Genomic DNA, 22,196 nt, shown 5'->3' with positions numbered 1-22,196 from the left:
GTTTGACGCACTGCGTTTCTTTGTCTTGCTTAACCCGACGTAGCAGAGAGGCTTCATGGCCCAGAATAACACGATCCAGATTCCGACGTTTGCCGATGTCACCGCCGCGGCTAAACGTATTGACGGGATCGCACACAAGACGCCGGTGATGACGTCGCGCACCTTCAATGCGATGACCGGCGCCGAGGTGTTTTTCAAATCCGAAAACCTTCAGCGCGGCGGAGCTTTCAAGTTCCGCGGTGCGATGAACGCCATTCTGGCGATCGACGAGAAACTCCGTGCCCGCGGTGTCGTGGCCTACTCGTCCGGAAACCACGCGCAGGCACTTGCCTATGCAGCACAGATCACCGTGGTACCGGCAACAATCATCATGCCGAAGGACGCACCGGCGCTGAAGGTGGAGGCGACCAAGGGTTACGGCGCAGATGTCATCTTCTATGACCGCTATACCGAAAACCGCGAGGAAATCGGAAGACGTGTCGCCGCCGAGCGCGGCGCGACCCTCATCCCGCCTTACGACCATGCCGATGTGATTGCCGGCCAGGGCACCGCCACACTGGAGCTGATCCAGGAGGTCGGCGAGCTCGATGCGCTCTATGTCTGCCTCGGCGGCGGTGGCTTGCTCGGCGGCGCAGCCTTGGCTGCTGCGGAATTGTCGCCCAAATGCCGTGTCGTTGGCGTCGAGCCAGCGGCAGGTAACGACGGCCAGCAGTCGTTCGAGAAGGGCGAAATCGTCACAATCCCCGTGCCGCAGTCGATCGCAGACGGCGCCGTCGTCACCCATCTCGGCGAGCATAACTTTCCGATCATCCGCGAGAAGGTCTCCGCCATCATGACCGTGACCGATGCGCAACTCGTGTCGACCATGCGCTTCTTCGCCGAACGAATGAAGATGATCGTGGAACCCACCGGTTGCCTCGGCGCTGCCGCAGTGCAGGCCGATGCCGCGAAGCTTGCGGGAAAACGCGTCGGCGTGATCCTGAGCGGTGGCAATATCGACCTCTCTCGCTTCGGCGAACTGCTTCAGGCTACACCGGCAGCCTGACGGTGACCGAGGTGGCCCGATGAGCGATCGCGCCACCTCTTCACCGAAAATCAGCACACCTTAGGCGAATTAGCCCAGGGCCTGAGCAGCGACACCGAACACTCTTAGTCGATCGGCACCAACTTCCGGTACGCTATTCCAGTCGCCTCGATAGGACACGGTCGTAACGGGCGTGTCGCAAATTTTCTCCGTTAACGGCCTATCGACCATCGCCGGAGAAATTCCCGCTCAAAATGTTGTGGAGCGTAGCGATGATCCTGAACGCCATTGCCGAGAAACTGAAGCGTCAATCGAAGGATGATTTCAAAGGGCGGCATTTCGCGGCACGGCTCATTGTGCAGGCGGTGACTTGGTATCTACGCTATCCACTCAGCTACCGAGACTTGGACAAGATGTTCCCGAACGTGGCTTCGAAGTCGACCACAGTACGATCAATCGCTGGGTCCTCGCCTACGCGCCGCTGATCGAGAAGCGGCTCCGTCAGTTTCGTCGGCCTCACTGTGGCTCAGTTCGGATCGACGAGACCTATGTCAAGATCCGCGGCATGAACTGCACGATCAAGGACGCCACGGTCAAACGCTTCTACTATGAGAGCCACGATCAGCTCAGGTAACACCTCGCCGACCTTGTTGCCGCCTACAACTTCGCTCGCAGGCTCAAGACCCTTGAGCGCTATCCGACGCACTCGCGAGCAGGTGCCGCCCTTCGCGGAACGGGCGCTCGATCGGGCCTGAGCAACTCGTATCGATCAAGCGATCAAAAACCCGCATATCTGGCGAAGTCCTGGATGATTTCGGCACATTCTTTCGAGCGCGCGATGCGATGAAGGGCTGATCGGAACTTTGCTTCCGCATTCTTGGCAGCCGAGGTTGGTTGGAACATGTCGCCCCGAGTCGAACGCATTCACAGCGATGAGCGTCTCCCGGCCGAGGCCGACGTCGTCATCGTCGGCGGCGGCATCCTCGGCTCTACGGCCGCCTATTTCCTGGCGAAACGTGGCCTCTCTGTGGCTCTGCTCGAGAAGGGCCACGTCGCCTGTGAACAATCGAGCCGAAACTGGGGTTGGTGCCGCCAGCAGAACCGCGATCGGCGCGAACTGCCGCTCTCGGTGATCTCCATGCGACTGTGGGACGAGCTCACGCGCGATATCAATCGGGACCTTGGATTTCGACGCTGCGGTCTCGTCTATGCAACCCACGACGAGGCTGTGCTCGCCGGCTGGGAAAAGTGGCGCGAGGTCGCCAGGGAGTACGACGTCGACACCCGCGTGCTGAGCCGGGCGGAAGTGGCCGAGCGCGTCCCCGAAGCGCGCGACAAATGGGTCGGCGGGACCTATTCGGACCGGGACGGTAAGGCCGAACCTGCGCTCGCCGCGCCGGCTATCGCCGATGGGGCCAGAGCTCTGGGCGCCACGATCCACCAGGGATGCGCCGCGCGGGCGCTCGACTTGGCCAATGGCAAGATTGCGGGCGTGCACACGGAGAAGGGCTACATCAGAACCAGCGCGGTGCTGTGCGCCGCTGGCGCTTGGGCCTCGCGCTTCCTGAGGCCGCTCGGAATCAGTTTCCCCCAAGCGAGCATCCGGCAGACCGCGCTGCGTTCCACCCCGACAATCAACATAGGCGAGGCGGTCTCCACACCCTACTGCACGATCACGCGCCGACTGGACGGCAGCTATACGCTTGCGATCAGCGGCAAGGCGAACCTCGAAATCACGCCCCAGGCTATTCGGTATAGCCGGGAATTCATGCCGCAGTTCTTGCGTCGCCTGAAGAACGTCAGGCTCGGCATCGGCCAATCGTTCGTTTCGGGGCCGGATTCATTGCCGGCGCTCCTGACCAGCGACGATCGGATCTTCGAAAAGAATCGCGTGTTGGATCCTCCACCCTTGAAATGGCTGGTAAGCCAAGTGGTGGAGAGTGTCCGGAAAACCTTCCCTCAACTCGGCGATATAGAGATCGATAGCGCCTGGGGCGGCTTCGTCGATTGCACGCCGGACGCAGTGCCTGTGGTGTCGCAGGTGGACGGGGTGAAAGGCCTCGTCCTCGCGGCGGGCTGCTCGGGCCACGGCTTCGGTTTGGGCCCGGGGCTTGGCCATCTCGCCGCAGAGCTCGTCGTAAACAACACGCCTTGCGTCGATCCTACACCGTTCCGCCTGTCGCGTCTGGTCGACGGCTCGAAGCTGGACATTGCCGCCATCTGAAGGTCAACCGGAAGTCAGGCCTGACGCGCACCAACCCTCCACCCCTCGGTGCTGCGCCCAACGGAAATTCGCTTCTACGACCATCACTTTCTGATCGTTGAAGCCGCATCGGCGGGGTTGGGCGTTGCCCTCAGTCCCATGGTCCTCGCAACCGACGACATAGATAGAGAGCGGCTCGTCGCACCGGTCGGCTTCGATCCCGACGGAAGCCACTACGGGCTCATATGGATAGGACAAACTGAACTGTCTGGGAAAGCCCACGATCTTGCTCGATGGCTGGAAGCAGAATGCAAGATTTCGTTTGGCTCAGCAGGTATGCAGTAGATGCCGGTCAAATCCCTCGTGCGCTAGATCAGCGGTGGGACGCCTCAGCGCGGATCAGCGCCTCGGCCATGTAGAGATCCTGTAGGGAGATGCCGGAGCTGTCGAAGACGGTAATCTCTTCGTCGGAGCGGCGTCCCGGCGCGCGGCCTTCGATCACATCGCCGATCGCCGTTAGGGCGAGCATGCCGGCGTCGATTTCGTCGCGCACGTGCTGAAAGTCGCCGATCTGGACGGACTGTGAAGGCAAGTCGCAGAAGAGGCTTGCCCTCGAGAGCAATTCTGTCGGCAATTCCTGCTTGCCGGGCGCATCCGATCCCATGCTGACGACGTGCGCGCCGTCACGCACCCAATGGGCCTGAAACAGTGGCTCGCGCGAGGGGGTTGCAGTGACCACGATGTCCGCCTGACGCACGGCGTCTTCGGCCGAGACGGCGCGCGCCGCGAGGTCTTTGGCGCGGATACGCTCGACAAAAGTGTCGCGTCGCGGTGAAGGTCCGGCCACGACCAATACCGTCTCGACCGGACGGATGCGAGCCAGCGCCGCCACCTCGAAACCCGCCTGGTTGCCGGCGCCGAATATCGCCAGCACCTTGGCGTCCTTCCGGGCAAGAAGGTCGGCCGCCACCGCGTCGGCGGCGGCTGTTCGATAGGCATTGACCTTGCCTGCCTCGATCACGGCGCCGAGGCGTCCGGTTTCCTGGTCGAGCAGGACGACGGTGGAGTTGTGGCGGGGCAGGCCGCGCGCGGGATTGCCCGACCAGAAGGAGCCGATCTTGACTCCGGTCAGCTCGTCCGACGAACCGGATTTGATTGAGAAGGTATTGGTCGCCTCCCGTGCACGCCCGAGAACCGCGGGAAAGACCAGGCTCTGTTTCGAAGCGGCAGCAACGAGAGCTCTCCGCACGGCGTCGAAAGCCAGTTCATGGGTGACCAGGGCGGCTGAGTCCTCTTCGCTGATGTAGATCATCCCGAATACCTCCTGAGCAACAAGCTGTTCATCGTTGGGGCGTGTTGCGACTGTGCGATTGCGGGGCTTGGATCGCGTCCGTTGTGAACCGTGCGGGCGCAACACGGATCGCCAAACGATGAAAGCGAGGCGATACGAGGCGCCGGATATACTTCGCCCGCTTTGCGCAGTTTGGTATGCCGAGGAATGGCTCAAAACGAATAGTCTCGCTGATCTGAACGGGCAAAACAGCAGCGAAATCTGTGCTCCGGACGGCACCTTGAGGTTCGATCTCTGGGTAAATCGAAGGCGTCTTGCGCATGGCCGTTGGGCTTAACAATGACATCGTCGGCGATCCGACCGAGCTGACCGCGTTCGAGATCAGCCATGTGCCGGGCGCGCTGAAGCTGTCGCAGGAAATGGGCTGGCCTTACCGCAGCGAGGACTGGGAGTTTGCTGCCAGGGTGGGCGAGGGCCTTGTTCTTGAGCGTTCAGGCGAGGTGATCGGGTCGGCAATGTGGTGGAACTACGGGCAGGCTTATGCCTCGGCCGGGATGATCATCGTCACCCGCTCCGCGCAAGGCGGCGGCAATGGCTCGAGGCTCTTCAACGCGTTGCTTGAGGCGACGGAAGGTCGCAACGTGCTGCTCAATTCGACCGAAGATGGGCTGACGCTCTACCGGCGACGCGGCTTCACCGTTTGGGGCACCGTGCTTCAGCACCAGGGCCAACTGAACGTCCCCGTACCCGCGAAGGCCTGCGCCGACATCAGGCCGGGGACGGTATCAGACCTGCCGGCACTCCACGCCTTCGACGAACGGGCCACCGGAATGCCTCGCGGGCCGATGGTCGCTGCGCTCGCCGATGTGGGCGACGTGGTGGTGATCGACCGCCGTGGACGGGTCACCGGTTACGCGATCGCCAGGAAGTTCGGGCGCGGCTATGTTGTCGGCCCAGTGGCCGCCGAAAGCGCCGAAGACGCGCAACGCCTGATCCTAGACCAGCTTTCGAGGCTCCACGGCCAGTTCGTGCGCATCGACGTCTATGCCGAGCATGGATTGGGCGACTGGCTGGAAAGCCTGGGCCTTGTCAGGGTCGGCGGCGCCACCGCCATGGTCAAGGGGCGGCGACCAATGCCCGACGGTGCGGCCTGCATGTACGCCCTGGCGAACCAGTCCTTCGGTTAGTGATGAGGAACATCGAGAACATGGAAACGAACGCGAAATCGCTGGAACCGGTCCAAAAGATCGATGGCCTTGTCACACCGTCGCTGCTGCTGGATCGCGGGAAGCTCGAGCGCAACATAAACCGTCTCGCCGACCACGCCAGGAAGCTTGGCGTTGTGTTGCGCCCGCACATGAAGACGGCCAAGAGCATTGACGTCGCCCGACAGGTCTTCCCCACTGAACCCGGCCCGATCACGGTCTCGACCATCGCCGAGGCGGAATACTTCGCCAGCCACGGCTATCGCGACATGACCTATGCCGTCGGCCTGTCGCCGGCCTCGGCTCTGCGTGCCTCGGAGCTCTGCCGCCGCACCGGCGTCGACCTGAAGCTGCTGCTTGATACCGTTGAACAGGCCGATGCCCTGGCCGATGTGCGCAAGGCCACGGGCGTTACTCCATCCGTGTTCATCGAACTGGATTGCGACGACCATCGCGGTGGACTGAAGCCGGACGATCCCAAGCTCATCGAGGTCGCCGACCGGGTGGTCGCGGCGGGCGCCCACCTCGTCGGCGTCCTCGCCCATGCGGGCGAGTCCTATGGTTTGAGCACGCCCGACGCGCTGGTGAAGGCGGCAGAGAACGAGCGTTCGGCCACGGTGCGAGCCGCCGAAATTCTGCGCACTCGAGGCCACGCCTGCCCGATCGTCAGCCTCGGCTCGACGCCCACCGCACACTTCGCCGAGAATCTCGATGGCATCACCGAACTGCGCGCCGGTGTCTACATGTTCTTCGACCTCGTCCAGCACGGAGTCGGGGTCTGTGCCGTCGACGACATCGCGATTTCAGTGCTGGCCACGGTGATCGGCGTCAAGCCGGAGAAGGGCTGGGTGCTCGTCGACGCGGGGTGGATGGCGCTCTCGCGCGATCGCGGCACCGCGAGCCAGCGGGTAGATCAGGGTTACGGCCTGGTATGCGACGAGGCGGGTCGCGTGCTCGAAGACGTGATCGTATCACAGGCCAGCCAGGAACACGGCATCCTGGCGATCCGCAGCGGCTCGGCCAAGAGCATGCCAAACCTTCGGGTCGGAGCCCGGGTGCGGATCCTGCCAAACCACGCCTGCGCGATGGCCGGCCAGCACGATTTCTACAGCGTCGTCAATGGAGGAAGTCCGGAGATCGACGCGCGGTGGGAGCGGATCCGCGGCTGGTAGAAGTTCCGCTGGCCGGCGATCCCCGGATATTTCGGGCGTCCCTGGTTCCTGCCGAGTCCTCGGCGCCTACTATCGGATGAAGGATCTCGTGACATGACCACGCCCCTCGAGCACCTGTCTCGCAACGGCCGCCTCGGCACATTCTTCATCGACGGCGAATGGCGCGCGCCCAGGGGCACTGGCCAGGCCGCCGTCACGAATCCGGCGACGGAAGAAGTGGTGACGCAGTTTCCGCTCGGAAATGGCGAGGACGTGGACGCGGCCGTTTCCGCGGCCCGTCGGGCATTCGCCACCTGGAGCCGGACCGAGCCGGAATATCGCGCGGGGTTGCTCGATCGTCTGCAGGCGCTGCTCGAGGAGCGCAGTGAACTCATCGCACAATGTCTGACCCTCGAAATGGGCGCGGCGATCGCGTATTCGCGGGCCGCGCAGGTTCCGCTGGCGATCGCCCATGTGAAGACCGCTCGCGATGTCCTGACAGCCTTCACCTTCGTCGAGCAGCGCGGCCACACCGCCGTCACCCGCGAACCGGTCGGTGTCTGCGGGCTGATCACGCCGTGGAACTGGCCGCTCTACCAGATCACCGCCAAGGTAGCGCCGGCGCTCGCCGCAGGCTGCACGATCGTCTTGAAGCCAAGCGAGCTTTCTCCCTTGAGCGCTCTTCTGTTCGCGGAGGCTATCGAGGAAGCCGGCTTCCCTGCCGGTGTATTCAACCTCGTGAATGGTGACGGTCCAGGCGTGGGTATGAGGCTTGCCTCCCACCTGGACGTGGACATGATCTCCATCACCGGGTCCACCCGCGCTGGCATCGCGGTGGCCCAGGCCGCCGCGCCGACGGTGAAGCGCGTCGCGCAGGAACTCGGCGGCAAGTCACCCAACGTGATCCTGCCCGACGCCGACCTCGATCGCGCCGTCTCTCTGGGCGTAGCCGCCGGCTTCCGGAATCTCGGCCAGTCGTGCAGCGCGCCGACGCGCATGATCGTGCCGCGGGCGCGGCTTGCCGAGATCGAGGTGATCGCCGAGCGTGCCGCGGACGAGATCGTCGTCGGCAATCCTCACTTGGAGACTACCACCCATGGTGCAATCGCCAACCGCGCCCAGTTCGACCGCATCCAGACTATGATCGGCGTGGGGATTTCGGAAGGCGCGAAGCTCGTCACCGGCGGCACGGGACGTCCGGGCGGTCTGAACGCCGGGCTCTTTGTCAAGCCGACGATTTTTTCCGAGGTGCGCACGGACATGCGCATTGCGCAGGAGGAAATTTTCGGGCCTGTTCTCTGCATCATCCCTTACGAGACAGTGGAGGAGGCCGTCGCGATCGCCAACGACACCGTCTATGGCCTCGGGGCGCATGTGCAGGGCAGAGATATGGACCGCGCCAAGGACGTCGCGTCGCGGATCCGCGCCGGTCAGGTGCATCTTAACTATCCGGCCTGGGATCCCCACGCGCCGTTTGGCGGTGTCAAGCAATCCGGAAACGGACGCGAGTACGGTCTCGAGGGCATGTTGGAGTATCTCGAGGTCAAATCTATACTCGGCTATTTCTAGGCGTCATCTCGCCAGGCGCAGGGACGCGCGCCGGTGGCGCCATCTATTCCAACAGGCTGCCTTCGGTGAGCGCTTCCGCACATTGCGGTGTGCGGTCTAGCCTGCGACCTTGATGAGCGCTTGCTCCATGGATGCAAGGAAGAGGTCCACATGCTCGGCTTGGCAAACGAGCGGAGGGCGCACTTTAAGTGTATCCTCATTGGCCCCTGTCGTGCTGATAAGTACGCCGTCATCCCGCATCGCGTTGACCACATCCAAAGCCATTGCACGCCGGCCCGCAGCCGGTGTGTCCTCAGGCCCCATGTCGATGCCAAAGAAAAGACCGGCGTTTCGGATCGCACGAACTCCATGATGCTGCTTTGCGATCTTTTCCAGTCCGGCTCGGAGGCGCTGGCTCATGGCAAGCGCCTTTTGGGGAATTTGGTCACGCTGCAGGATCGTTAGCACGGCGTCCGCGGTAGCTACTCCAACTGTGTTTCCGGCGAACGTGTTCGAGTAGCGCGCGGTGGCGCCAAACTGCTCCATCGGGGCTCTGCGACCAACGACGGCGCCAATTGGAAATCCGTTGCCCATCGGCTTGCCGAGGGTAACAAGATCCGGAACGATCCGGTGCCGCTCGAAGCCCCACATATGGGCGCCAGTTCGCCCAAAGCCCGGTTGAACTTCGTCGGCAATGACGAGGCCACCTGCCTCCCGCACCGCCGTAGCTCCGCCGGCAATAAAACCAGGAGGATCTGCCCATACGCCATCGCTGGAAAAAATACTGTCGATGAGCAGGGCCGCAACGCCTATGCCACGACGGTTCAGATCCATAATGGCTGAACGAATCTGTGCCTCGAAAAAGTCCTCAGCCTGGGCTTCCGGCACGCCCGCCGGCCCGGGTAGGGTTACCATGCGCACGAATGGGCTGAGCTTGACTGCGTCGCCCAGGTTCGGCGAAACCGCGGCGGTAGCCGCACTCGTGCCGTGATACGCATAGGTGGACACGATCACACCTTCGTTGCCGCTCGCAAATCGCGCGATACGCAGGGCCAGATCGTTGGATTCACTCCCCGTGCAAGTAAAAACCACACGGTCGAGCTCGTTTGGGAAAGTATCAACCAACCGCTCGGCATAGTCGACAAGTTTCGGCTCGAGATAGCGCGTGTTGGCGCTTATTCGGCCCGCCTGCTCAGCCATTGCGGCGATTACTTCCGGGTGGCAATGGCCGAGAGACGGCACGTTATTATAGAAGTCAAGATAGGCCCGCCCGTCAGGATCGTAGAGCCACATGCCTTCGCCGCGAACGAAGTGCACGGGCCGGCGGTACTGGAGCCGATAGGAGGCCCCCAGAACGTCGTCACGGCGAGCAATTAGCTCGGACTCGCGCCTGGGAAGATCGGATTCGCCAGGTCTGTAGCGATTCGGCATGAGATCGGTGGACATGTGCTGCTGCCTATCTGAACGAGTATCTTGATCAATTCGCGGTTCGGCGACCCTGCCTGTCGGGCGAACCGATACGGCGTTGCAGCGGGACGACGACATTGCCGCCTGGACTGCCGCCTCGCCCGAGGCGCCACCAAGAGGCGTCAGGATGGAGAGGCCATGCTCGGCACGCGCGACGTTCTTTTTGATGTACTGGGCGTCGCCCGGAAAAAGGTGGGAGCGCCAGTAATTGACCAGGATCAAAGCGCTTTGTCGCGCCCGCATCAATCCGACGAGCAGTCTTGCTTCCAGCGCCGAAATTGCAATGACCGAGGCATAGCCGGCGATAAGATGTTCGGCCCCACCCAAAGGAAGGTTCGGATCCGTCACCGCGTGACTTGCCGCGATCGCCAGATCCTGGATCCTGGGGCTCCAGCAGCCATCGCCAAAATCGATGAAACCCGTTCCCTGGGCAGTCGTCATCATATTGAATGGGCTGGGATCATTATGGGTGACCTGCCACGCCACGTTCGAGATTTGTGGCTCAACAAACTCCACATAGTCCGCCATCGCGACGCGAACGCTGTCGGCAATGCTCCCGGATGGGAGGTATTGCTCTAGTTCCATCAACCGCGACCAGCACCCGACATGCCAAAGAACGGGGCGGCGGGCCGCGGGCACATTGACTTGCGCAAGGGCCAAGTCCAGCCGGGCCAGAGCGCTGCCAGTTCGAAAAAGCAGGTCCGGAGTGGGCACCGCCTTGTGCAGCGGAACGCCTTCAATCCGGGTCTGCAAGTACCCGCATACCCCTTCTTCCTCAAACATCAATGCGCCGCTGCTCGTGCGGAGCACTTCGGGTGCAACGAAGCCCGCGGCCCCTTGCAATCCCGCCATGGCGGCGCTTTGGAAACGAAAGCTGTCGACCGCCTCCGGTCTTGTCGACGTCTTCAGGATCAGTCGGCGGTCGTCCGGCAGGTTGACCTCAACGGTGCGCTCGACCTCGGAGGATAATGTGGCGATCGATCCCGCCAATCCGTAGTGGCGCTTAAGCAGTGCCGCCGACATGTCCGGTTCCGAGGAGCCCGGCCGCATGGCCAGGATTGCGGCGGCAGCGCGAAAATAGGCTTCGGTTGAGGCTGCCGCGTAAGGCAGATGGTCGCGTCCCGCAGCCATGGAGCCATTGGGCTGACCTGCTTCTTCGTCGGAGACCAGATGACTACAAGCACCCAACTCGAAAGATCCTCGCCTGCTGGATATGGTGTTCTTCATGCTGCGAGAGGTGGAGCGGTCCAGCCAATAAACCCGCGCCCCATCTTCGCCCTCAGATCCCGAAAACGCCCGGTAGCTCCGTCACATCGCGGATTTCGGTGTACTCGTAATAAGGGTTGGCCGGCTCATGGCCGCGATTAACCCAGACCTTGCTCTTGATCCCTAGGTCATAGGCAGACATCAGGTCGTGGCGGAAAGACGAGGAAACGTGAGTTATGTCCTCCGGGCCGCATCCCAGCATGTCGAACATATATTCGAACGCCTTGAAGTGTGGCTTGTAAGCCCCCGCTTGTTCAGCGGTGTAGAGGGCATGAAATGGCGCGCCGAGTTTTGCCACGTTCGACGGAATTTGGGCCATCATGGAGTTCGAAAGGATAACCAGCGGAATTTCCTTGGCTAGTTTAGCCAAGCCCTCGGGAACGTCCTGATGCGGTCCCCAGGTCGGGATGCGGTTGTAGATCGTTTCAGCGTCTTCGGCACGGAATGCGACGTTGTTGCGGCGGCACGTGCGCTCCAGTGCGTTGTGAACGACATCGGCATAGGGCTTCCAGTCCTGCAACACCTCATCGAGGCGGTAGGCTTGGAAGTTTCTGATGAATTCGTCCATGCGCGGCCCATCCAGAAGATGACCGAACAGATCCCGAGCGGCTCCCGCCATTTGGAAATTGATCAGCGTGCCGTGGCAATCAAAAGTCACGTATTTCGGCCGGAAGCGATCCATGTCCTTGGTTCCTGTCAATCTGCCGTGTTAGCCGAGCATAGCCGCAGGCGTTTGGCAGAAAGTGCCGCAATACATGGTCGTTCGGCAGAAGGGCCCTCCGGTCTACCGCAAACCCAGCACGATCTTCCGCAGTACTGTTTCTTTCGCCCCTCCTGAGCCGAAACCGACCTGTAGCGCTCGCACAGTGTGCTGAGCCGAGCCGAATAGATCAGGGGTCGTAGTCAGTTCGGCCCGCGTCCGATTATCGCTCGATAGGCACGCCAACCCCTGGCCAAGGCCCATCCTTCGTGTTCGCGGGCGACGGCGGAACTCCAAGACCGATATTAGGCGCAAAGCTGACCAATCGGGCGGTCCTTTGGCCCAAAGCCACACTGGTCATCAATGAGAGAATGCCGCCTCGAACGCATCCGTTGCACAGACGGGACATACTCGAAGCGTCGACAGGGCAAACCAAACCTTGGTGATTGCGCGGTGAGACGCCTGAAGCCCCGCCGACCGTTCCCCAACGTCATCCGGTCGCGATCGAACGTGCGCCGTTCAGCGGGATACCGCCTCGGATGACCGTGCACACTCAGGTGGCCAAATGCGGGCTCTAATTCCGCGTCGGAGACGTTTGTGTCGCTGTTCAGCGTGCTCTTGGATATGATATGGCAATTACCTTATCAGTCGGTCCAGTGGGGCATTGGGCCGACTGAGAGCAAAAAAGTGTAACGGAATGAAATACTTAGACAGGCGATTTGCCGTGGCGCCCATGATGGATTGGACGGATCGGCATTGCCGGTTCCTCCATCGCCAGTTGACGCGCCGGGCATTGCTCTACACCGAGATGGTCGTCGCCGACGCGGTCATCCACGGCGAGCGCGAGCGCTTGCTCGGCTTCGATGGTACGGAACATCCGGTCGCGTTGCAGCTCGGCGGCTCCGATCCGCAGAAGCTTGCCGAGGCAGCCCGCATCGGCGAAGCCTTCGGCTATGACGAGATCAACCTCAATGTCGGCTGCCCATCCGACCGCGTCCAGTCGGGTACGTTCGGCGCCTGCCTGATGAAAGCACCGGTTCTGGTCGCCGATTGCGTGGCGGCGATGAAAGCCTCTGTCGGCATCCCCGTCACCGTCAAATGCCGCATCGGCGTCGACGAGCAGGATCCTGAGCCGGCGCTCGATGCGCTGGCGGACGGCGTTTTCGCGGCCGGCGCAGATGCGCTGTGGGTGCATGCCCGCAAAGCGTGGCTGGAAGGACTGAGCCCGAAGGAAAACCGCGACATCCCGCCGCTCGACTACAACAGGGTGTATCGGCTGAAGGCCAAAAATCCGAACAAATTCAGCGGCATCAACGGCGGCATTCAGTCGGTAGACGAAGCGCTTCGCCATCTTGATCATGTCGATGGTGCCATGCTTGGACGCAGCGCCTATCACACGCCGGGCATTCTGGCAGGCGTCGACGCCACTTTTTACGGTGACAAACCCAACCCGTTCGATTTTGCCGCGCTGATCGATGCCATGGCGGATTATGCGGCGCGCCATATTGAGCGGGGCGGGCGGCTTGGCCATGTCACCCGTCACATGGTCGGCCTGTTCCACGGTCTGCCCGGTGCGCGCCGTTACCGGCAGATCCTTTCGACCGATGCGACAAGGCCCGGCGCCGGACCGGATGTGCTGAAGGCGGCTTTCGCTGCAGTCGATTTTAGCGGGACGGACGCCGAAGCAGCCTGACTGTTCAGTCGAGCAAGATCTGCGGCCGTTTGCGCGCGTTGCGCAGTCCGTTCAGCAATCCAGGGGACCGTCGATAGTTGGGGCAAGCCGGTCAAGCTAAGCGGCGCTCGCCCGCTCGCCGTCCTGCATTTCTTCTCTGATCCCGCTTGCTGCGTCCCGGACGCGAAGGGCGTCGCGCTTCGGCGGCGCTTTGAACAGTCGGGCATATTCGCGCGTGAATTGCGAGATGCTCTCGTAGCCCACCTCGAACCCGGCGCTGGTTGCCGAAAAACCTTCATCGAGCATGAGGCGGCGTGCTTCGATTAGGCGAAGCCGCTTCTGGTATTGTCCCGGCGTCAGCGACGTCATGTGCTTGAAGTGCTTGTGGAAGGCCGTGAGGCTCATTGCCGCTGCTGCCGCTAAACGCTCGACGGGAACACGCGATCGATACTCGGCTCTAAGAATCGCGATGGCCGCCGCGAGACGACTCGCGTGGCTGTCCGGATCCGCCAGCGACCGCAGGGCTGCGCCGTGCTGACCGGAGAGGAGCCAATAATGCAGCTCGTACATAATTCCGGGGCGCAGGAGCGACGTAGCATCCGGTCGGTCCAGCAAGTGCAACAGCCGCACTGCGCAATCTAGAATCGCGGCTTTGGTGTCCTCAACGAACAAGGTGCGTGTCTCTGACGGGCGCTGCGCACGCACGCTGCCCAACTGCGCCGCGACCTCGCGCAGGAGCGTCATCTCGAGTTCGACCGCGACGGCCAGATAAGGCTCGCGCTGGCTTGCCTGCACGATGCGTCCGGCGACCGGCATGTCCGCGCTCACGATCACGGACTGCCCGGCGGTGAAGACTTGCTGCTCCCTGCCCACGGTCATCAGCTTAGCGCCCTGCAGAACCAGACAAACCAGCGGCCGATAGACCGAATGCAAGTCGCGATGTGGTGACTCGACGCACATCATCCGCAGACCCGGCACTGGCGTCAGCGCCAGGCCATCTCGGTTTGCATGGCGGGCGGCATAGGTGTGAACGGCATGTTTGAGGACGTCCATGCAATGTCTCCTGCAGCGGCGCGATCCTGGCGATCCTAGCATGCGGGCGGACAAACATCACCTGGGCTGCAGGATCGAGCAAGTTTTGCGCATGCGTTGGCAAGCTGTCGACCGCATCGCCCGGTAGGAAATGTCCCAACCGAACAAGCCGCTGGACAAGGAAGGGAATTCATATGTCTGGACAGAATGAAGTACCGAGACGAGCCGTGCTGGCGGCTGTCGCCATGGCTCCCGTAGCACTCGCGGTGGGTGCCGCCCACGCGCAAACGACCCGCCAGGCGCCGGTGTCGCTCGGCAAGGTCGCCCTGGTGACAGGTTCTTCCCGGGGCATCGGCGCTGCGACGGCCAGGCGCCTCGCTCGTGACGGCTATGCCGTCACCGTCAATTGCGAAAAGAACCGCGGTCTCGCGGCTGGCGTAGTTCGAGAGATCGAGGCAGCTGGCGGGCGCGCCATCTGGGTGCAGGCCGACGTCAGCGACCCAAGTGCGGTACAACGCCTGTTCGAGGAGAACGAGCGCGCGTTTGGCGGCGTCGACGTCGTCGTGAGCAATGCCGGCATCATGCGGCTCGCGCCTTTCCGCGACATGACCGACGCCGACTTCAGCCGGATGGTCGACGTCAACCAGAAGGGCAGCTTCTATGTGCTGCGCGAGGCGGCGCTGCGCGTGCGTGACGGCGGCCGGATCATCGCCCTGTCCTCGAGCATCACTCAGCTGCGCAGCCCGACCTACGGAGCCTACGCTGCCACCAAGGCCGCGCAGGAACTCTACGCGAACATACTCGCCAAGGAACTTGAAAGCCGCATGATCTCGGTGAACGCGATGGCGCCGGGCCTAGTGAACACAACACTCTTCACCGACGGCAAGACCCCCGAGCAGATCGCCGGTTTCGCCGCTCGCACGCCGCACAAGCGGCTGGGCGAGCCTTCCGACATCGCCGACGCAATCGCGGCGCTCTGCGGCGGGGACGGTGCCTGGATCAACGGGCAGACGGTATTCGCAAACGGCGGGATCGTTTGACCCGATTGGCTGGAATAGATGGAGCACAGAACGATGAAAATGACGGGAAACACCATCCTCATCACCGGCGGCGGATCCGGGATCGGGCGGGAACTGGCGCTGCGCTTCAATGCGCTTGGAAACACTGTGATCATCGCGGGACGGCGCAAGGAGGCGCTCGAGCGGACGATCGCCGGGCGTGAAGGCATGCACGCCGTGGTCGGGAATGTTGAAGATCCGGAAGCAATCGCAGCATTTGCCAAGCGCGTAGTCGCCGAGCACCCGGTGCTCAACGTGCTCATCAACAATGCCGGCATCATGCGCCGCGAGGATCTGACCAGGACCCGCGATCTGCGCGACGCGGAGGAGACGATCGTCACCAACTTGTTCGGGCCGATCCGCCTCAGCAATGCGCTAATCGAGCATCTGGCGGCCCGGCAAAATGCCGTGATCGTCAACGTCTCGTCAGGCCTGGCCTTCGTGCCGCTGACTGGCACGCCGACCTACAATGCCAGCAAGGCAGCGATCCATTCCGATACGGTGTCGTTGCGCGAGCAACTCAGGGGCAAGGTCGAAGTGATCGAGCTTGCGCCGCCCGCGGTTCGCACCGAACTCACGCCCGGCCAGTCGAGGCGCGAGGAGTATATGCCGCTCAACGCGTTCATTGACGAGGCGATGGCGTTGTTCAGCCGGGAGCCGACCCCCAAGGAGATACTGGTGGAGCGCGTGGCTTCCTGCGCTGGGCGGAGCGGGACGGCCGGTTTGATCAAGCGGTCGAGATGCTCAACGCTCACTGAGCGGCGCCGAAGCAGCCTGACTGTTCAATCGCGCAAGATCATGCGGTCGCCGCGCACGTCGAAACCGGACAGTGAGCCGATGAAATTCATGCCGAGCAGGCTCTGGCCGAGCATGCCGGGCGCGGCGATCATGACCGGCATGTCCTTGCGCACGATCCCGCCGATCGCCAATTCGTCGGTTCTCACAGCGGCGGCGCGCGCCATGCCGTTGGCGGTGGAAACCGGTATGGTGAAATTGAGAGCGGCTGGATTAAATCCGGCCGCTTGCGCGTCCTGCGCGGTCAGCACGGTGCTGGTTGCGCCGGTATCGACCACGGCCCGGACCGGCGTGCCGTTGACCATGATGCGCGCTTCGAAATGGCCATTGCCGGCCTTGTCCAGGGTCACCGTGGCATGGCCGTCCTCAAGGCCCAATGCCAGCGGACTGCCGGGAACAAGGCCGGCCGTTACCCGGCTGGCGAAATCCTGCAATTCATAACGATATTGGTAGCCGGCGATCAGTGCGAGCACGATGACGGCCCAGGTGCCCAGATTGCGGGCCATCGCGCCTAAGGGGCGGCCTGATCTGAGCAGGCCGGCGCCGATGAGCGCGACCAATGCGCCAAGCCAGATCAGCCGGCTGAAATCGTAATTCTCGACGCCGAATGTGCTGCCGGCGGAATCGTTGAGCATGAGCAGGACCACGCCTGCCCCGATCGCGATCATCAAAACCCAGTAAAATCGGTTCATATGTGGCTCACGAGAGAGCGTCGCGTTCGCGCGCGAGGCGGGTGCGGCGCGTTTCCCGGCGCGGTCTGCGTTCAACCGTTTCAAGCCGGGCCGGCAGCTCGGCCATGACGCTGCGGCGGATTTCAGGGGTCATGTCGATCCAGGCGCCGATTTCCTCGCGCGTACGGCCGCAACCGAAGCAGAAGCCGGTTTTCATATCGATCGAACAGACCAGGATGCATGGGGATTCGATGGCCGTCATGATATTCTCTCAGGGTTCCGCCAGGAATCCCTTGTCTCGCTTCCACATGGTGTAACGGCAAGGCCAATGCAAGCCCTCCGGAAAGCGCCGCCGGCAACCGCTTTCGCGTCAACGCAGGCAGTTGTGCCGGCCGAGCAAGGCGGCTATGCCGCTCGCCAACTCTGGGAACGATCACCAACGACATGACCAGCGCGCTGCCCTTCGACGATTTTCGCAATCTTCTGGCGACCCTGCTGCCGGCCGACACGGCGGCCGAAGCTCGCGTCCGTGCGCTGTTTGCCAAGGCAGACAAACCCAAAGGTTCGCTCGGCCGCATCGAGGACATCGCCGCGTGGCTCGCCGCCTGGAGCGGCCGTGCGCCGCCGGCGGTGAACCGTCCCCTGGTGGCGATCTTCGCCGGCAATCATGGCGTCGCCCGGCACGGCATTTCGCCGCGGCCTGTCGCTGCCACGGCGAACGCCGTCGAGCTTTGCGCGGCGGGCGGTGCTGCGGTCAACCAGATCTGCATCGCCAACGATCTCGGGCTGAAAGTGTTCGATCTAGCGCTGCACATTCCGACCGCCGACATCACCGAGGACGCAGCGCTTGACGAGCGCGGCTGCGCAGCCACCATGGCCTTCGGTATGGAGGCGATCGCCGGCGGCACCGATCTGCTTTGCCTTGGCGACCTCGGCGTCGGCAATTCCACTGTTGCAGCGACTTTGTTTGCCGCACTGTTTGGCGGCGAGGGCGCCGATTGGGTCGGATCCGGATCGGGCGCCGATGCATCGATGCGGGCGCGCAAGGCGGAAGTGGTCGATGCCGCGCGAGCCTTCCACGGCACAAGTCTCAGGAATCCGCTGGAAGCGTTGCGCCGGGTTGGCGGCCGTGAGTTCGCAGCGATTGCCGGCGCCATCCTCGCCGCCCGGATGCAGAAGATACCCGTACTGCTCGATGGATTGGTGGCGACCGCCGCCGCCGCGACGCTGCATGCTGCCAACCCCGCGGCGCTCGACCATTGCCTTCTTGCCAGCCTGTCGCCAGAGCCTGCGCATGCTCGGGCCGCCGAGCGACTCGGCTTGCGCCCGCTGCTTGATCTCGGCGTGAGCCACGGCGAGGGGGCAGGGGCGGCACTTGCTGCGGGCCTGGTCAAAGCCGCTGCGCTCACCAGTTCGGGCATGGCGGCGGCGGTTCGCTAAGCGTCTATCGCCGGCGCGCAGCAACGGCTTTGGTCGGCAGCGCCGGCAATTCCTCCATAACCCGGCTCAACGGGAAGATGGCGATCGCCTCGGTGCCTTCGCGCAGTTTGGAATGGAGTTCGAACTCGCCGCCATGCATGGCGAGCAGGCTTTGGACGATCGGCAGGCCAAGCCCGGTGCCTTGTTCGGCGCTCTTGATAGCGATGGAGCCCTGACCGAAGGCGGACAGCACGACCGGAATCTCGTCTTCCGGTATGCCAGGCCCATTGTCTTTGACGGAAAGGTATTGGCCGCCGCCCGCCGTCCAGCCGACGCGCACGCGGATCTCGCCGCCAGTCCCGGTGAACTTGATGGCGTTCGACAGAAGATTGAGCGCGATTTGTCGCACCGCGCGTTCGTCGGCGAACAGGCGCGGCAAGGCGCTTTCGAAATCCTGGACGATACGGATGTCCTTGTTGCGCGCCTTCAGCTCCATCATGTGACAGCAATCCTCCACGACGGAAAGCAGCATCATCGGCTCTTCATTGAGCTGATAGCGGCCGGCTTCGATGCGCGACAGGTCGAGGATTTCGTTGATCAGGTCGAGCAGATGCTGGCCAGAGTCGTGGACGTCGCGAGCATAGTCGCGATAGGTCGGGTTGCTCATCGGGCCGAGCACCTCGTTCGCCATCACCTCGGAGAACCCGAGAATGGCGTTGAGCGGCGTCCGCAACTCGTGGCTCATCGAGGCCAAAAACCGCGACTTTGCCAGATTGGCGTCCTCCGCCCGTCGCCGCGCTTCGTCCGACATCGATTTCGCGGTGTCCAATTCGGCGATCAGCGCATCCTTTTCGGAGCGGAACGAGAGCAACATCAAGGACGAGCGATTGAGCTGGCGCGCCACATAGGCGAAGAAGGGCAGCGAGACGATCAGCAACCCGGCCATGATCAGTTCTGCCGGCATCCACTGGCTAGCGCCGGCATAGGCATAGGCTGCCACCGGAACGGCGAAGGTCGCCAGCAACGCACCGCGCAGCGATGACGCCGTGATCGCGGTCGCCGCCATGGCCAGCAGCAGCACCACCGCCTTGATCAGCTGAAACTGCTCGACCTGGCAAGCATCGCAACCGAGCCAGGCGAACCAGGCCCAGCCCAGGCCGCAAAGGAAATGGCCTATCAGGAAATCACCGTGCGTTTGCAGCGGGTTGAGTTCGGCAGCTTCCGTTCGGTCGACGCGCCTCGCCATGAACACGACGATCGTGTAGCAGATGAGTGTAAAAAGGGCCCAGACGCCAATTTCCTTACCCACTCCAGCAAACAGACCCGTCGCGGCGGCCGCCAGGACGAGAAGCGGAACGATGATCGCGCCGCCTAACATCGAACGGGCGTGGAGTTTCAAAAGCTCGCGGTCGAAATCAGGATTTCCGACCTGCTGCGAAAGACGGTCGCGCGTCTTGCGCACCGCACGCGCCACATCGCTGTTGCGATGGGGTTTCCGGCGGTCCACAATAAACTTGTCCGCTGTGGTCGAGCGTTGCAAGGGCATGGAGACTTCAATTTATGCGGGCAGCGGTTTCAATTGTTAAGCTACGTTCGAATGATTAACCAACGGTTTGCCATATGAGCCGTTCGTGGTCGCGGCGGCCGGGACAGCGATACGTCCCGCCGCGGCCGCGAAGCCTTTGGCGCCGGCTGGCGGACTACGCACTGGCCGTGCTTGTCCTCGGTCTGCTGATCCTGCTGGCGGCGCGGCTTGATCGGATCGAGACCCGCAAGACCGAGGGGGCCGCCGTCGTCAATGACGGCGATACGATCACGCTCGGCACCGAGCGCATCCGCATGCGCGGCATTGATGCGCCCGAATATTCGCAAATCTGCCGCAAGGACGGCGCCGACTATCCCTGTGGCAAGCTGGCGCGGCAGTCGCTGGTACACCTGATATCAGACAAATCCGTCTCCTGCACCGGCTGGCAGCGCGACCGCTACGGCCGGCTGCTCGGCGACTGCAACGCCGGCGGCAAGGATCTCAACCGCGCCCAGGTCGAGGCCGGCTGGGCGGTTGCCTATGGGGATTTCGAAACTGAGGAAGCCGCTGCCCGCTCCGGCAAGGCCGGCATCTGGGCCGGTACTTTCGACGAGCCGCACGATTGGCGCGAGAGCCGCGATCACGAAGTGGTCGAAAGAAAGCACGGTCGTTTGGCTTCGATTGGCGATGCCTTGCGAGAAATTTTTCGCTTCCGGTGATGGTCAACCCTATAGTTTGTCGCATCAGACCTGATCAGATTCGCATCGTGCTTTCCGGAAATCGATCCCGTTTTTGGGCCGATCCGATAGGAGAAATGGAATGAAACTCTTCGACGGCGGCCGGGCGCCCAATCCACGGCGGGTTCGCGTCTTCCTTGCCGAAAAGGGGCTTGAGGTTCCTCTGGTGCCCGTCGATATGGGCGCGCTGGAGCACAGAAAGCAGCCGGTCAGTTCCCGCAACCCGCTGCAGCGCCTGCCGGTGCTCGAACTCGACGACGGCACCGTCATCACCGAATCCGTCGCCATCTGCCGCTATTTCGAGGAGCTGCACCCGGAACCGGCGTTGTTCGGCCGCGGCGCGCTCGGCAAGGCGCTAGTCGAGATGTGGCAAAGACGCATGGAGCTCAACCTGCTCAGTTGCGTCGCCGCGGCGTTCCGGCACATCCATCCAGCAATGAGGGAATGGGAGGTTCCGCAAATTCCCGAATGGGGCGAGGCCAACAAACCTAAGGCTGTCGAGTTCCTGAGGCTGCTCGACGGCGAACTGGCGCAACGGGAATTCGTCGCCGGCGATGCCTACTCCATTGCCGACATCACCGGGCTGATCGCCATCGACTTCATGAAGCCGGCGCGCATCAAGGTGCCGGAAGACTGCGGCAACGTGCTGAGATGGCATCAGGCGATCTCAAGCCGGCCGAGCGCGGCGGCCTAGAATCGGTCGTGGATTTGATGCGCGATGATCTGGAGTGCTTCACGGCGAGGGTTCGCGCCTGCCGCATCTGCGTCGAAAATCCGATCGGCCGGCCGTTGCAGCACGAGCCGCGCCCGGTGCTCCGGCCGTCGTCGAGCGCCCGTATCCTGATTGCCAGCCAGGCACCGGGCACCAAGGTGCATGTGTCAGGCATGCCGTTCACCGACGCCTCCGGCGATCGGTTGCGGAACTGGCTGGGCGTCAGCAACGAAGAATTCTACGACACGACAAAATTCGCCATCGTGCCGATGGGCTTTTGCTTTCCCGGTCAGGATGCCAAGGGCGGCGACCTGCCGCCGCGCCGCGAATGTGCACCGGCCTGGCGTACGCCGCTGATGGCACTGATGCCGCGCATCGACCTGGTGCTGACGATTGGCAGCTATGCGCAATCCTGGCACATGGGCGCCGCGCGCCGGCCCTCGCTGACGGAGACGGTGATGGATTGGCGCACCATCTGGAGTGCGCCCAGCAACCCGAAAGTGCTGCCGCTGCCGCATCCGTCGTGGCGCAACACCGGCTGGTTGAAGCGCAATCCGTGGTTTGAAATGGATTTGCTGCCGTTTCTGAGATCGGAAATCCGCTATCGCCTCGGCCGAGGTGTGAGCAAGAAATCACTTGCTTTTGTGCCATTTGGCAGAAATTCTTTCTTGTGAATGGCCATAATAAGAAGGACTATAGCCAATCTATTCCTAGTCTATC

19 protein-coding genes and 3 pseudogenes are annotated in these 22,196 nt (G+C 62.7%); 14 read left to right on the top strand and 8 right to left on the bottom strand.

Translation table 11 applies throughout. The annotated features are described in order from the left end of the window. Nucleotides 1-55 precede the first annotated feature (55 nt). The 4 genes and pseudogenes from ACWTU7_RS19860 (at nucleotide 56) to ACWTU7_RS19845 (ending at nucleotide 3,572) form a co-directional block, all read left to right on the top strand. A complete protein-coding gene (locus ACWTU7_RS19860; protein ID WP_455839786.1) occupies nucleotides 56-1,045 on the top strand; it encodes a threo-3-hydroxy-L-aspartate ammonia-lyase in 990 nt (329 codons plus the stop codon). 251 nt (nucleotides 1,046-1,296) lie between these two features. Beyond that, nucleotides 1,297-1,589: pseudogene (locus ACWTU7_RS19855) on the top strand (IS6 family transposase); the annotation flags it as partial. Between the two features lie 336 nt (nucleotides 1,590-1,925). Next, a complete protein-coding gene (locus tag ACWTU7_RS19850; RefSeq protein ID WP_455839787.1) occupies nucleotides 1,926-3,248 on the top strand; it encodes an NAD(P)/FAD-dependent oxidoreductase in 1,323 nt (440 codons plus the stop codon). A gap of 48 nt (nucleotides 3,249-3,296) precedes the next feature. Continuing rightward, nucleotides 3,297-3,572: a LysR substrate-binding domain-containing protein gene (locus tag ACWTU7_RS19845; RefSeq protein ID WP_455839788.1), complete on the top strand. Its 276-nt coding sequence runs from the start codon at nucleotides 3,297-3,299 to the stop codon at nucleotides 3,570-3,572. A gap of 28 nt (nucleotides 3,573-3,600) precedes the next feature. Here the strand turns inward: ACWTU7_RS19845 and ACWTU7_RS19840 are convergent, their stop codons facing one another. Beyond that, complete coding sequence (locus tag ACWTU7_RS19840) at nucleotides 3,601-4,539, bottom strand: ornithine cyclodeaminase family protein (protein WP_127208310.1); 939 nt, start codon at nucleotides 4,537-4,539, stop codon at nucleotides 3,601-3,603. 299 nt (nucleotides 4,540-4,838) lie between these two features. Here ACWTU7_RS19840 and ACWTU7_RS19835 point away from each other — a divergent pair, with 299 nt between their 5' ends. The 3 genes from ACWTU7_RS19835 (at nucleotide 4,839) to ACWTU7_RS19825 (ending at nucleotide 8,443) form a co-directional block, all read left to right on the top strand. Next, a complete protein-coding gene (locus ACWTU7_RS19835; RefSeq protein ID WP_455839789.1) occupies nucleotides 4,839-5,705 on the top strand; it encodes a GNAT family N-acetyltransferase in 867 nt (288 codons plus the stop codon). Between the two features lie 20 nt (nucleotides 5,706-5,725). Next, nucleotides 5,726-6,895, top strand: coding sequence for an alanine racemase (locus ACWTU7_RS19830; RefSeq protein ID WP_455839790.1), 1,170 nt, complete (start codon nucleotides 5,726-5,728; stop codon nucleotides 6,893-6,895). 93 nt (nucleotides 6,896-6,988) lie between these two features. After that, the gene (locus tag ACWTU7_RS19825) at nucleotides 6,989-8,443 is read left to right on the top strand and encodes an aldehyde dehydrogenase family protein (RefSeq protein ID WP_455839791.1); all 1,455 of its coding nucleotides are present in this window, start codon (nucleotides 6,989-6,991) and stop codon (nucleotides 8,441-8,443) included. 96 nt (nucleotides 8,444-8,539) lie between these two features. Here the strand turns inward: ACWTU7_RS19825 and ACWTU7_RS19820 are convergent, their stop codons facing one another. The 3 genes and pseudogenes from ACWTU7_RS19820 to ACWTU7_RS19810 all read right to left on the bottom strand — a co-directional run bounded on the left by ACWTU7_RS19820 (nucleotide 8,540) and on the right by ACWTU7_RS19810 (nucleotide 11,837). Continuing rightward, complete coding sequence (locus ACWTU7_RS19820; RefSeq protein WP_455839842.1) at nucleotides 8,540-9,868, bottom strand: aspartate aminotransferase family protein; 1,329 nt, start codon at nucleotides 9,866-9,868, stop codon at nucleotides 8,540-8,542. A 369-nt stretch (nucleotides 9,869-10,237) separates the two neighbouring features. Further along, nucleotides 10,238-10,912, bottom strand: a pseudogene (locus ACWTU7_RS19815) (phosphotransferase); the annotation flags it as partial. A gap of 256 nt (nucleotides 10,913-11,168) precedes the next feature. Then, nucleotides 11,169-11,837, bottom strand: coding sequence for a haloacid dehalogenase type II (locus tag ACWTU7_RS19810; RefSeq protein ID WP_455839792.1), 669 nt, complete (start codon nucleotides 11,835-11,837; stop codon nucleotides 11,169-11,171). A 715-nt stretch (nucleotides 11,838-12,552) separates the two neighbouring features. Between ACWTU7_RS19810 and dusA the strand changes: the two genes are divergently transcribed. After that, nucleotides 12,553-13,548: a tRNA dihydrouridine(20/20a) synthase DusA gene (dusA, locus tag ACWTU7_RS19805; protein ID WP_455839793.1), complete on the top strand. Its 996-nt coding sequence runs from the start codon at nucleotides 12,553-12,555 to the stop codon at nucleotides 13,546-13,548. Between the two features lie 96 nt (nucleotides 13,549-13,644). Here the strand turns inward: dusA and ACWTU7_RS19800 are convergent, their stop codons facing one another. Continuing rightward, a complete protein-coding gene (locus tag ACWTU7_RS19800) occupies nucleotides 13,645-14,580 on the bottom strand; it encodes an AraC family transcriptional regulator N-terminal domain-containing protein (RefSeq protein ID WP_455839794.1) in 936 nt (311 codons plus the stop codon). A gap of 173 nt (nucleotides 14,581-14,753) precedes the next feature. On the opposite strand from ACWTU7_RS19800, the gene ACWTU7_RS19795 reads away from it, so the two are divergent. Together ACWTU7_RS19795 and ACWTU7_RS19790 are read left to right on the top strand one after the other, a co-directional pair. Further along, on the top strand, nucleotides 14,754-15,599 hold the full coding sequence (locus ACWTU7_RS19795) for an SDR family oxidoreductase (protein ID WP_455839795.1): 846 nt from the start codon (nucleotides 14,754-14,756) through the stop codon (nucleotides 15,597-15,599). Nucleotides 15,600-15,632: 33 nt separating this feature from the next. Then, nucleotides 15,633-16,375, top strand: a pseudogene (locus ACWTU7_RS19790) (SDR family oxidoreductase). Between the two features lie 24 nt (nucleotides 16,376-16,399). Here ACWTU7_RS19790 and ACWTU7_RS19785 read toward each other — a convergent pair. Continuing rightward, entirely contained in the window at nucleotides 16,400-17,104 is a 705-nt protein-coding gene (locus ACWTU7_RS19785; protein WP_127208293.1) for a TIGR02281 family clan AA aspartic protease, read from the bottom strand. A 7-nt stretch (nucleotides 17,105-17,111) separates the two neighbouring features. Continuing rightward, nucleotides 17,112-17,345: a DUF1289 domain-containing protein gene (locus tag ACWTU7_RS19780; protein ID WP_127208292.1), complete on the bottom strand. Its 234-nt coding sequence runs from the start codon at nucleotides 17,343-17,345 to the stop codon at nucleotides 17,112-17,114. 182 nt (nucleotides 17,346-17,527) lie between these two features. Between ACWTU7_RS19780 and ACWTU7_RS19775 the strand changes: the two genes are divergently transcribed. After that, entirely contained in the window at nucleotides 17,528-18,523 is a 996-nt protein-coding gene (locus tag ACWTU7_RS19775; RefSeq protein ID WP_455839796.1) for a nicotinate-nucleotide--dimethylbenzimidazole phosphoribosyltransferase, read from the top strand. Nucleotides 18,524-18,527: 4 nt separating this feature from the next. On the opposite strand, the gene ACWTU7_RS19770 is transcribed toward ACWTU7_RS19775, so the two are convergent. Beyond that, nucleotides 18,528-20,048 carry a sensor histidine kinase gene (locus ACWTU7_RS19770; protein WP_455839797.1) on the bottom strand — a complete coding sequence of 507 codons (1,521 nt, stop codon included), beginning with the start codon at nucleotides 20,046-20,048 and terminating at the stop codon, nucleotides 18,528-18,530. 74 nt (nucleotides 20,049-20,122) lie between these two features. On the opposite strand from ACWTU7_RS19770, the gene ACWTU7_RS19765 reads away from it, so the two are divergent. From ACWTU7_RS19765 to ACWTU7_RS19755, 3 genes are all read left to right on the top strand, one after another. Further along, complete coding sequence (locus ACWTU7_RS19765) at nucleotides 20,123-20,746, top strand: thermonuclease family protein (RefSeq protein WP_455839798.1); 624 nt, start codon at nucleotides 20,123-20,125, stop codon at nucleotides 20,744-20,746. Nucleotides 20,747-20,846: 100 nt separating this feature from the next. After that, nucleotides 20,847-21,458, top strand: a complete 612-nt coding sequence (locus ACWTU7_RS19760; protein WP_455839799.1) for a glutathione S-transferase — start codon at nucleotides 20,847-20,849, stop codon at nucleotides 21,456-21,458. Nucleotides 21,459-21,475: 17 nt separating this feature from the next. Continuing rightward, on the top strand, nucleotides 21,476-22,150 hold the full coding sequence (locus tag ACWTU7_RS19755; protein ID WP_455839843.1) for a uracil-DNA glycosylase family protein: 675 nt from the start codon (nucleotides 21,476-21,478) through the stop codon (nucleotides 22,148-22,150). The last annotated feature ends 46 nt before the right edge of the window (nucleotides 22,151-22,196 follow it).

The sequence above is a fragment of the Mesorhizobium sp. BHscii genome, assembly GCF_053848065.1.
This window is presented reverse-complemented; position numbering and strand designations above follow the sequence as displayed.

Excerpts from the sequence above, each read along its gene's own strand:
- ACWTU7_RS19860 (WP_455839786.1), top strand. The coding sequence starts at position 56 with ATGGCCCAGAATAACACGATCCAGATTCCGACGTTTGCCGATGTCACC.
- ACWTU7_RS19850 (WP_455839787.1), top strand. The coding sequence starts at position 1,926 with ATGTCGCCCCGAGTCGAACGCATTCACAGCGATGAGCGTCTCCCGGCC.
- ACWTU7_RS19760 (WP_455839799.1), top strand. The coding sequence starts at position 20,847 with ATGAAACTCTTCGACGGCGGCCGGGCGCCCAATCCACGGCGGGTTCGC.
- ACWTU7_RS19795 (WP_455839795.1), top strand. The coding sequence starts at position 14,754 with ATGTCTGGACAGAATGAAGTACCGAGACGAGCCGTGCTGGCGGCTGTC.
- ACWTU7_RS19775 (WP_455839796.1), top strand. The coding sequence starts at position 17,528 with ATGACCAGCGCGCTGCCCTTCGACGATTTTCGCAATCTTCTGGCGACC.
- ACWTU7_RS19785 (WP_127208293.1), bottom strand. The coding sequence starts at position 17,104 with ATGAACCGATTTTACTGGGTTTTGATGATCGCGATCGGGGCAGGCGTG.
- ACWTU7_RS19840 (WP_127208310.1), bottom strand. The coding sequence starts at position 4,539 with ATGATCTACATCAGCGAAGAGGACTCAGCCGCCCTGGTCACCCATGAA.
- ACWTU7_RS19835 (WP_455839789.1), top strand. The coding sequence starts at position 4,839 with ATGGCCGTTGGGCTTAACAATGACATCGTCGGCGATCCGACCGAGCTG.
- ACWTU7_RS19825 (WP_455839791.1), top strand. The coding sequence starts at position 6,989 with ATGACCACGCCCCTCGAGCACCTGTCTCGCAACGGCCGCCTCGGCACA.
- ACWTU7_RS19780 (WP_127208292.1), bottom strand. The coding sequence starts at position 17,345 with ATGACGGCCATCGAATCCCCATGCATCCTGGTCTGTTCGATCGATATG.
- ACWTU7_RS19800 (WP_455839794.1), bottom strand. The coding sequence starts at position 14,580 with ATGGACGTCCTCAAACATGCCGTTCACACCTATGCCGCCCGCCATGCA.
- ACWTU7_RS19755 (WP_455839843.1), top strand. The coding sequence starts at position 21,476 with ATGCGCGATGATCTGGAGTGCTTCACGGCGAGGGTTCGCGCCTGCCGC.
- ACWTU7_RS19820 (WP_455839842.1), bottom strand. The coding sequence starts at position 9,868 with ATGTCCACCGATCTCATGCCGAATCGCTACAGACCTGGCGAATCCGAT.
- ACWTU7_RS19770 (WP_455839797.1), bottom strand. The coding sequence starts at position 20,048 with ATGCCCTTGCAACGCTCGACCACAGCGGACAAGTTTATTGTGGACCGC.
- ACWTU7_RS19830 (WP_455839790.1), top strand. The coding sequence starts at position 5,726 with ATGGAAACGAACGCGAAATCGCTGGAACCGGTCCAAAAGATCGATGGC.
- ACWTU7_RS19765 (WP_455839798.1), top strand. The coding sequence starts at position 20,123 with ATGAGCCGTTCGTGGTCGCGGCGGCCGGGACAGCGATACGTCCCGCCG.
- ACWTU7_RS19810 (WP_455839792.1), bottom strand. The coding sequence starts at position 11,837 with ATGGATCGCTTCCGGCCGAAATACGTGACTTTTGATTGCCACGGCACG.
- dusA (WP_455839793.1), top strand. The coding sequence starts at position 12,553 with ATGAAATACTTAGACAGGCGATTTGCCGTGGCGCCCATGATGGATTGG.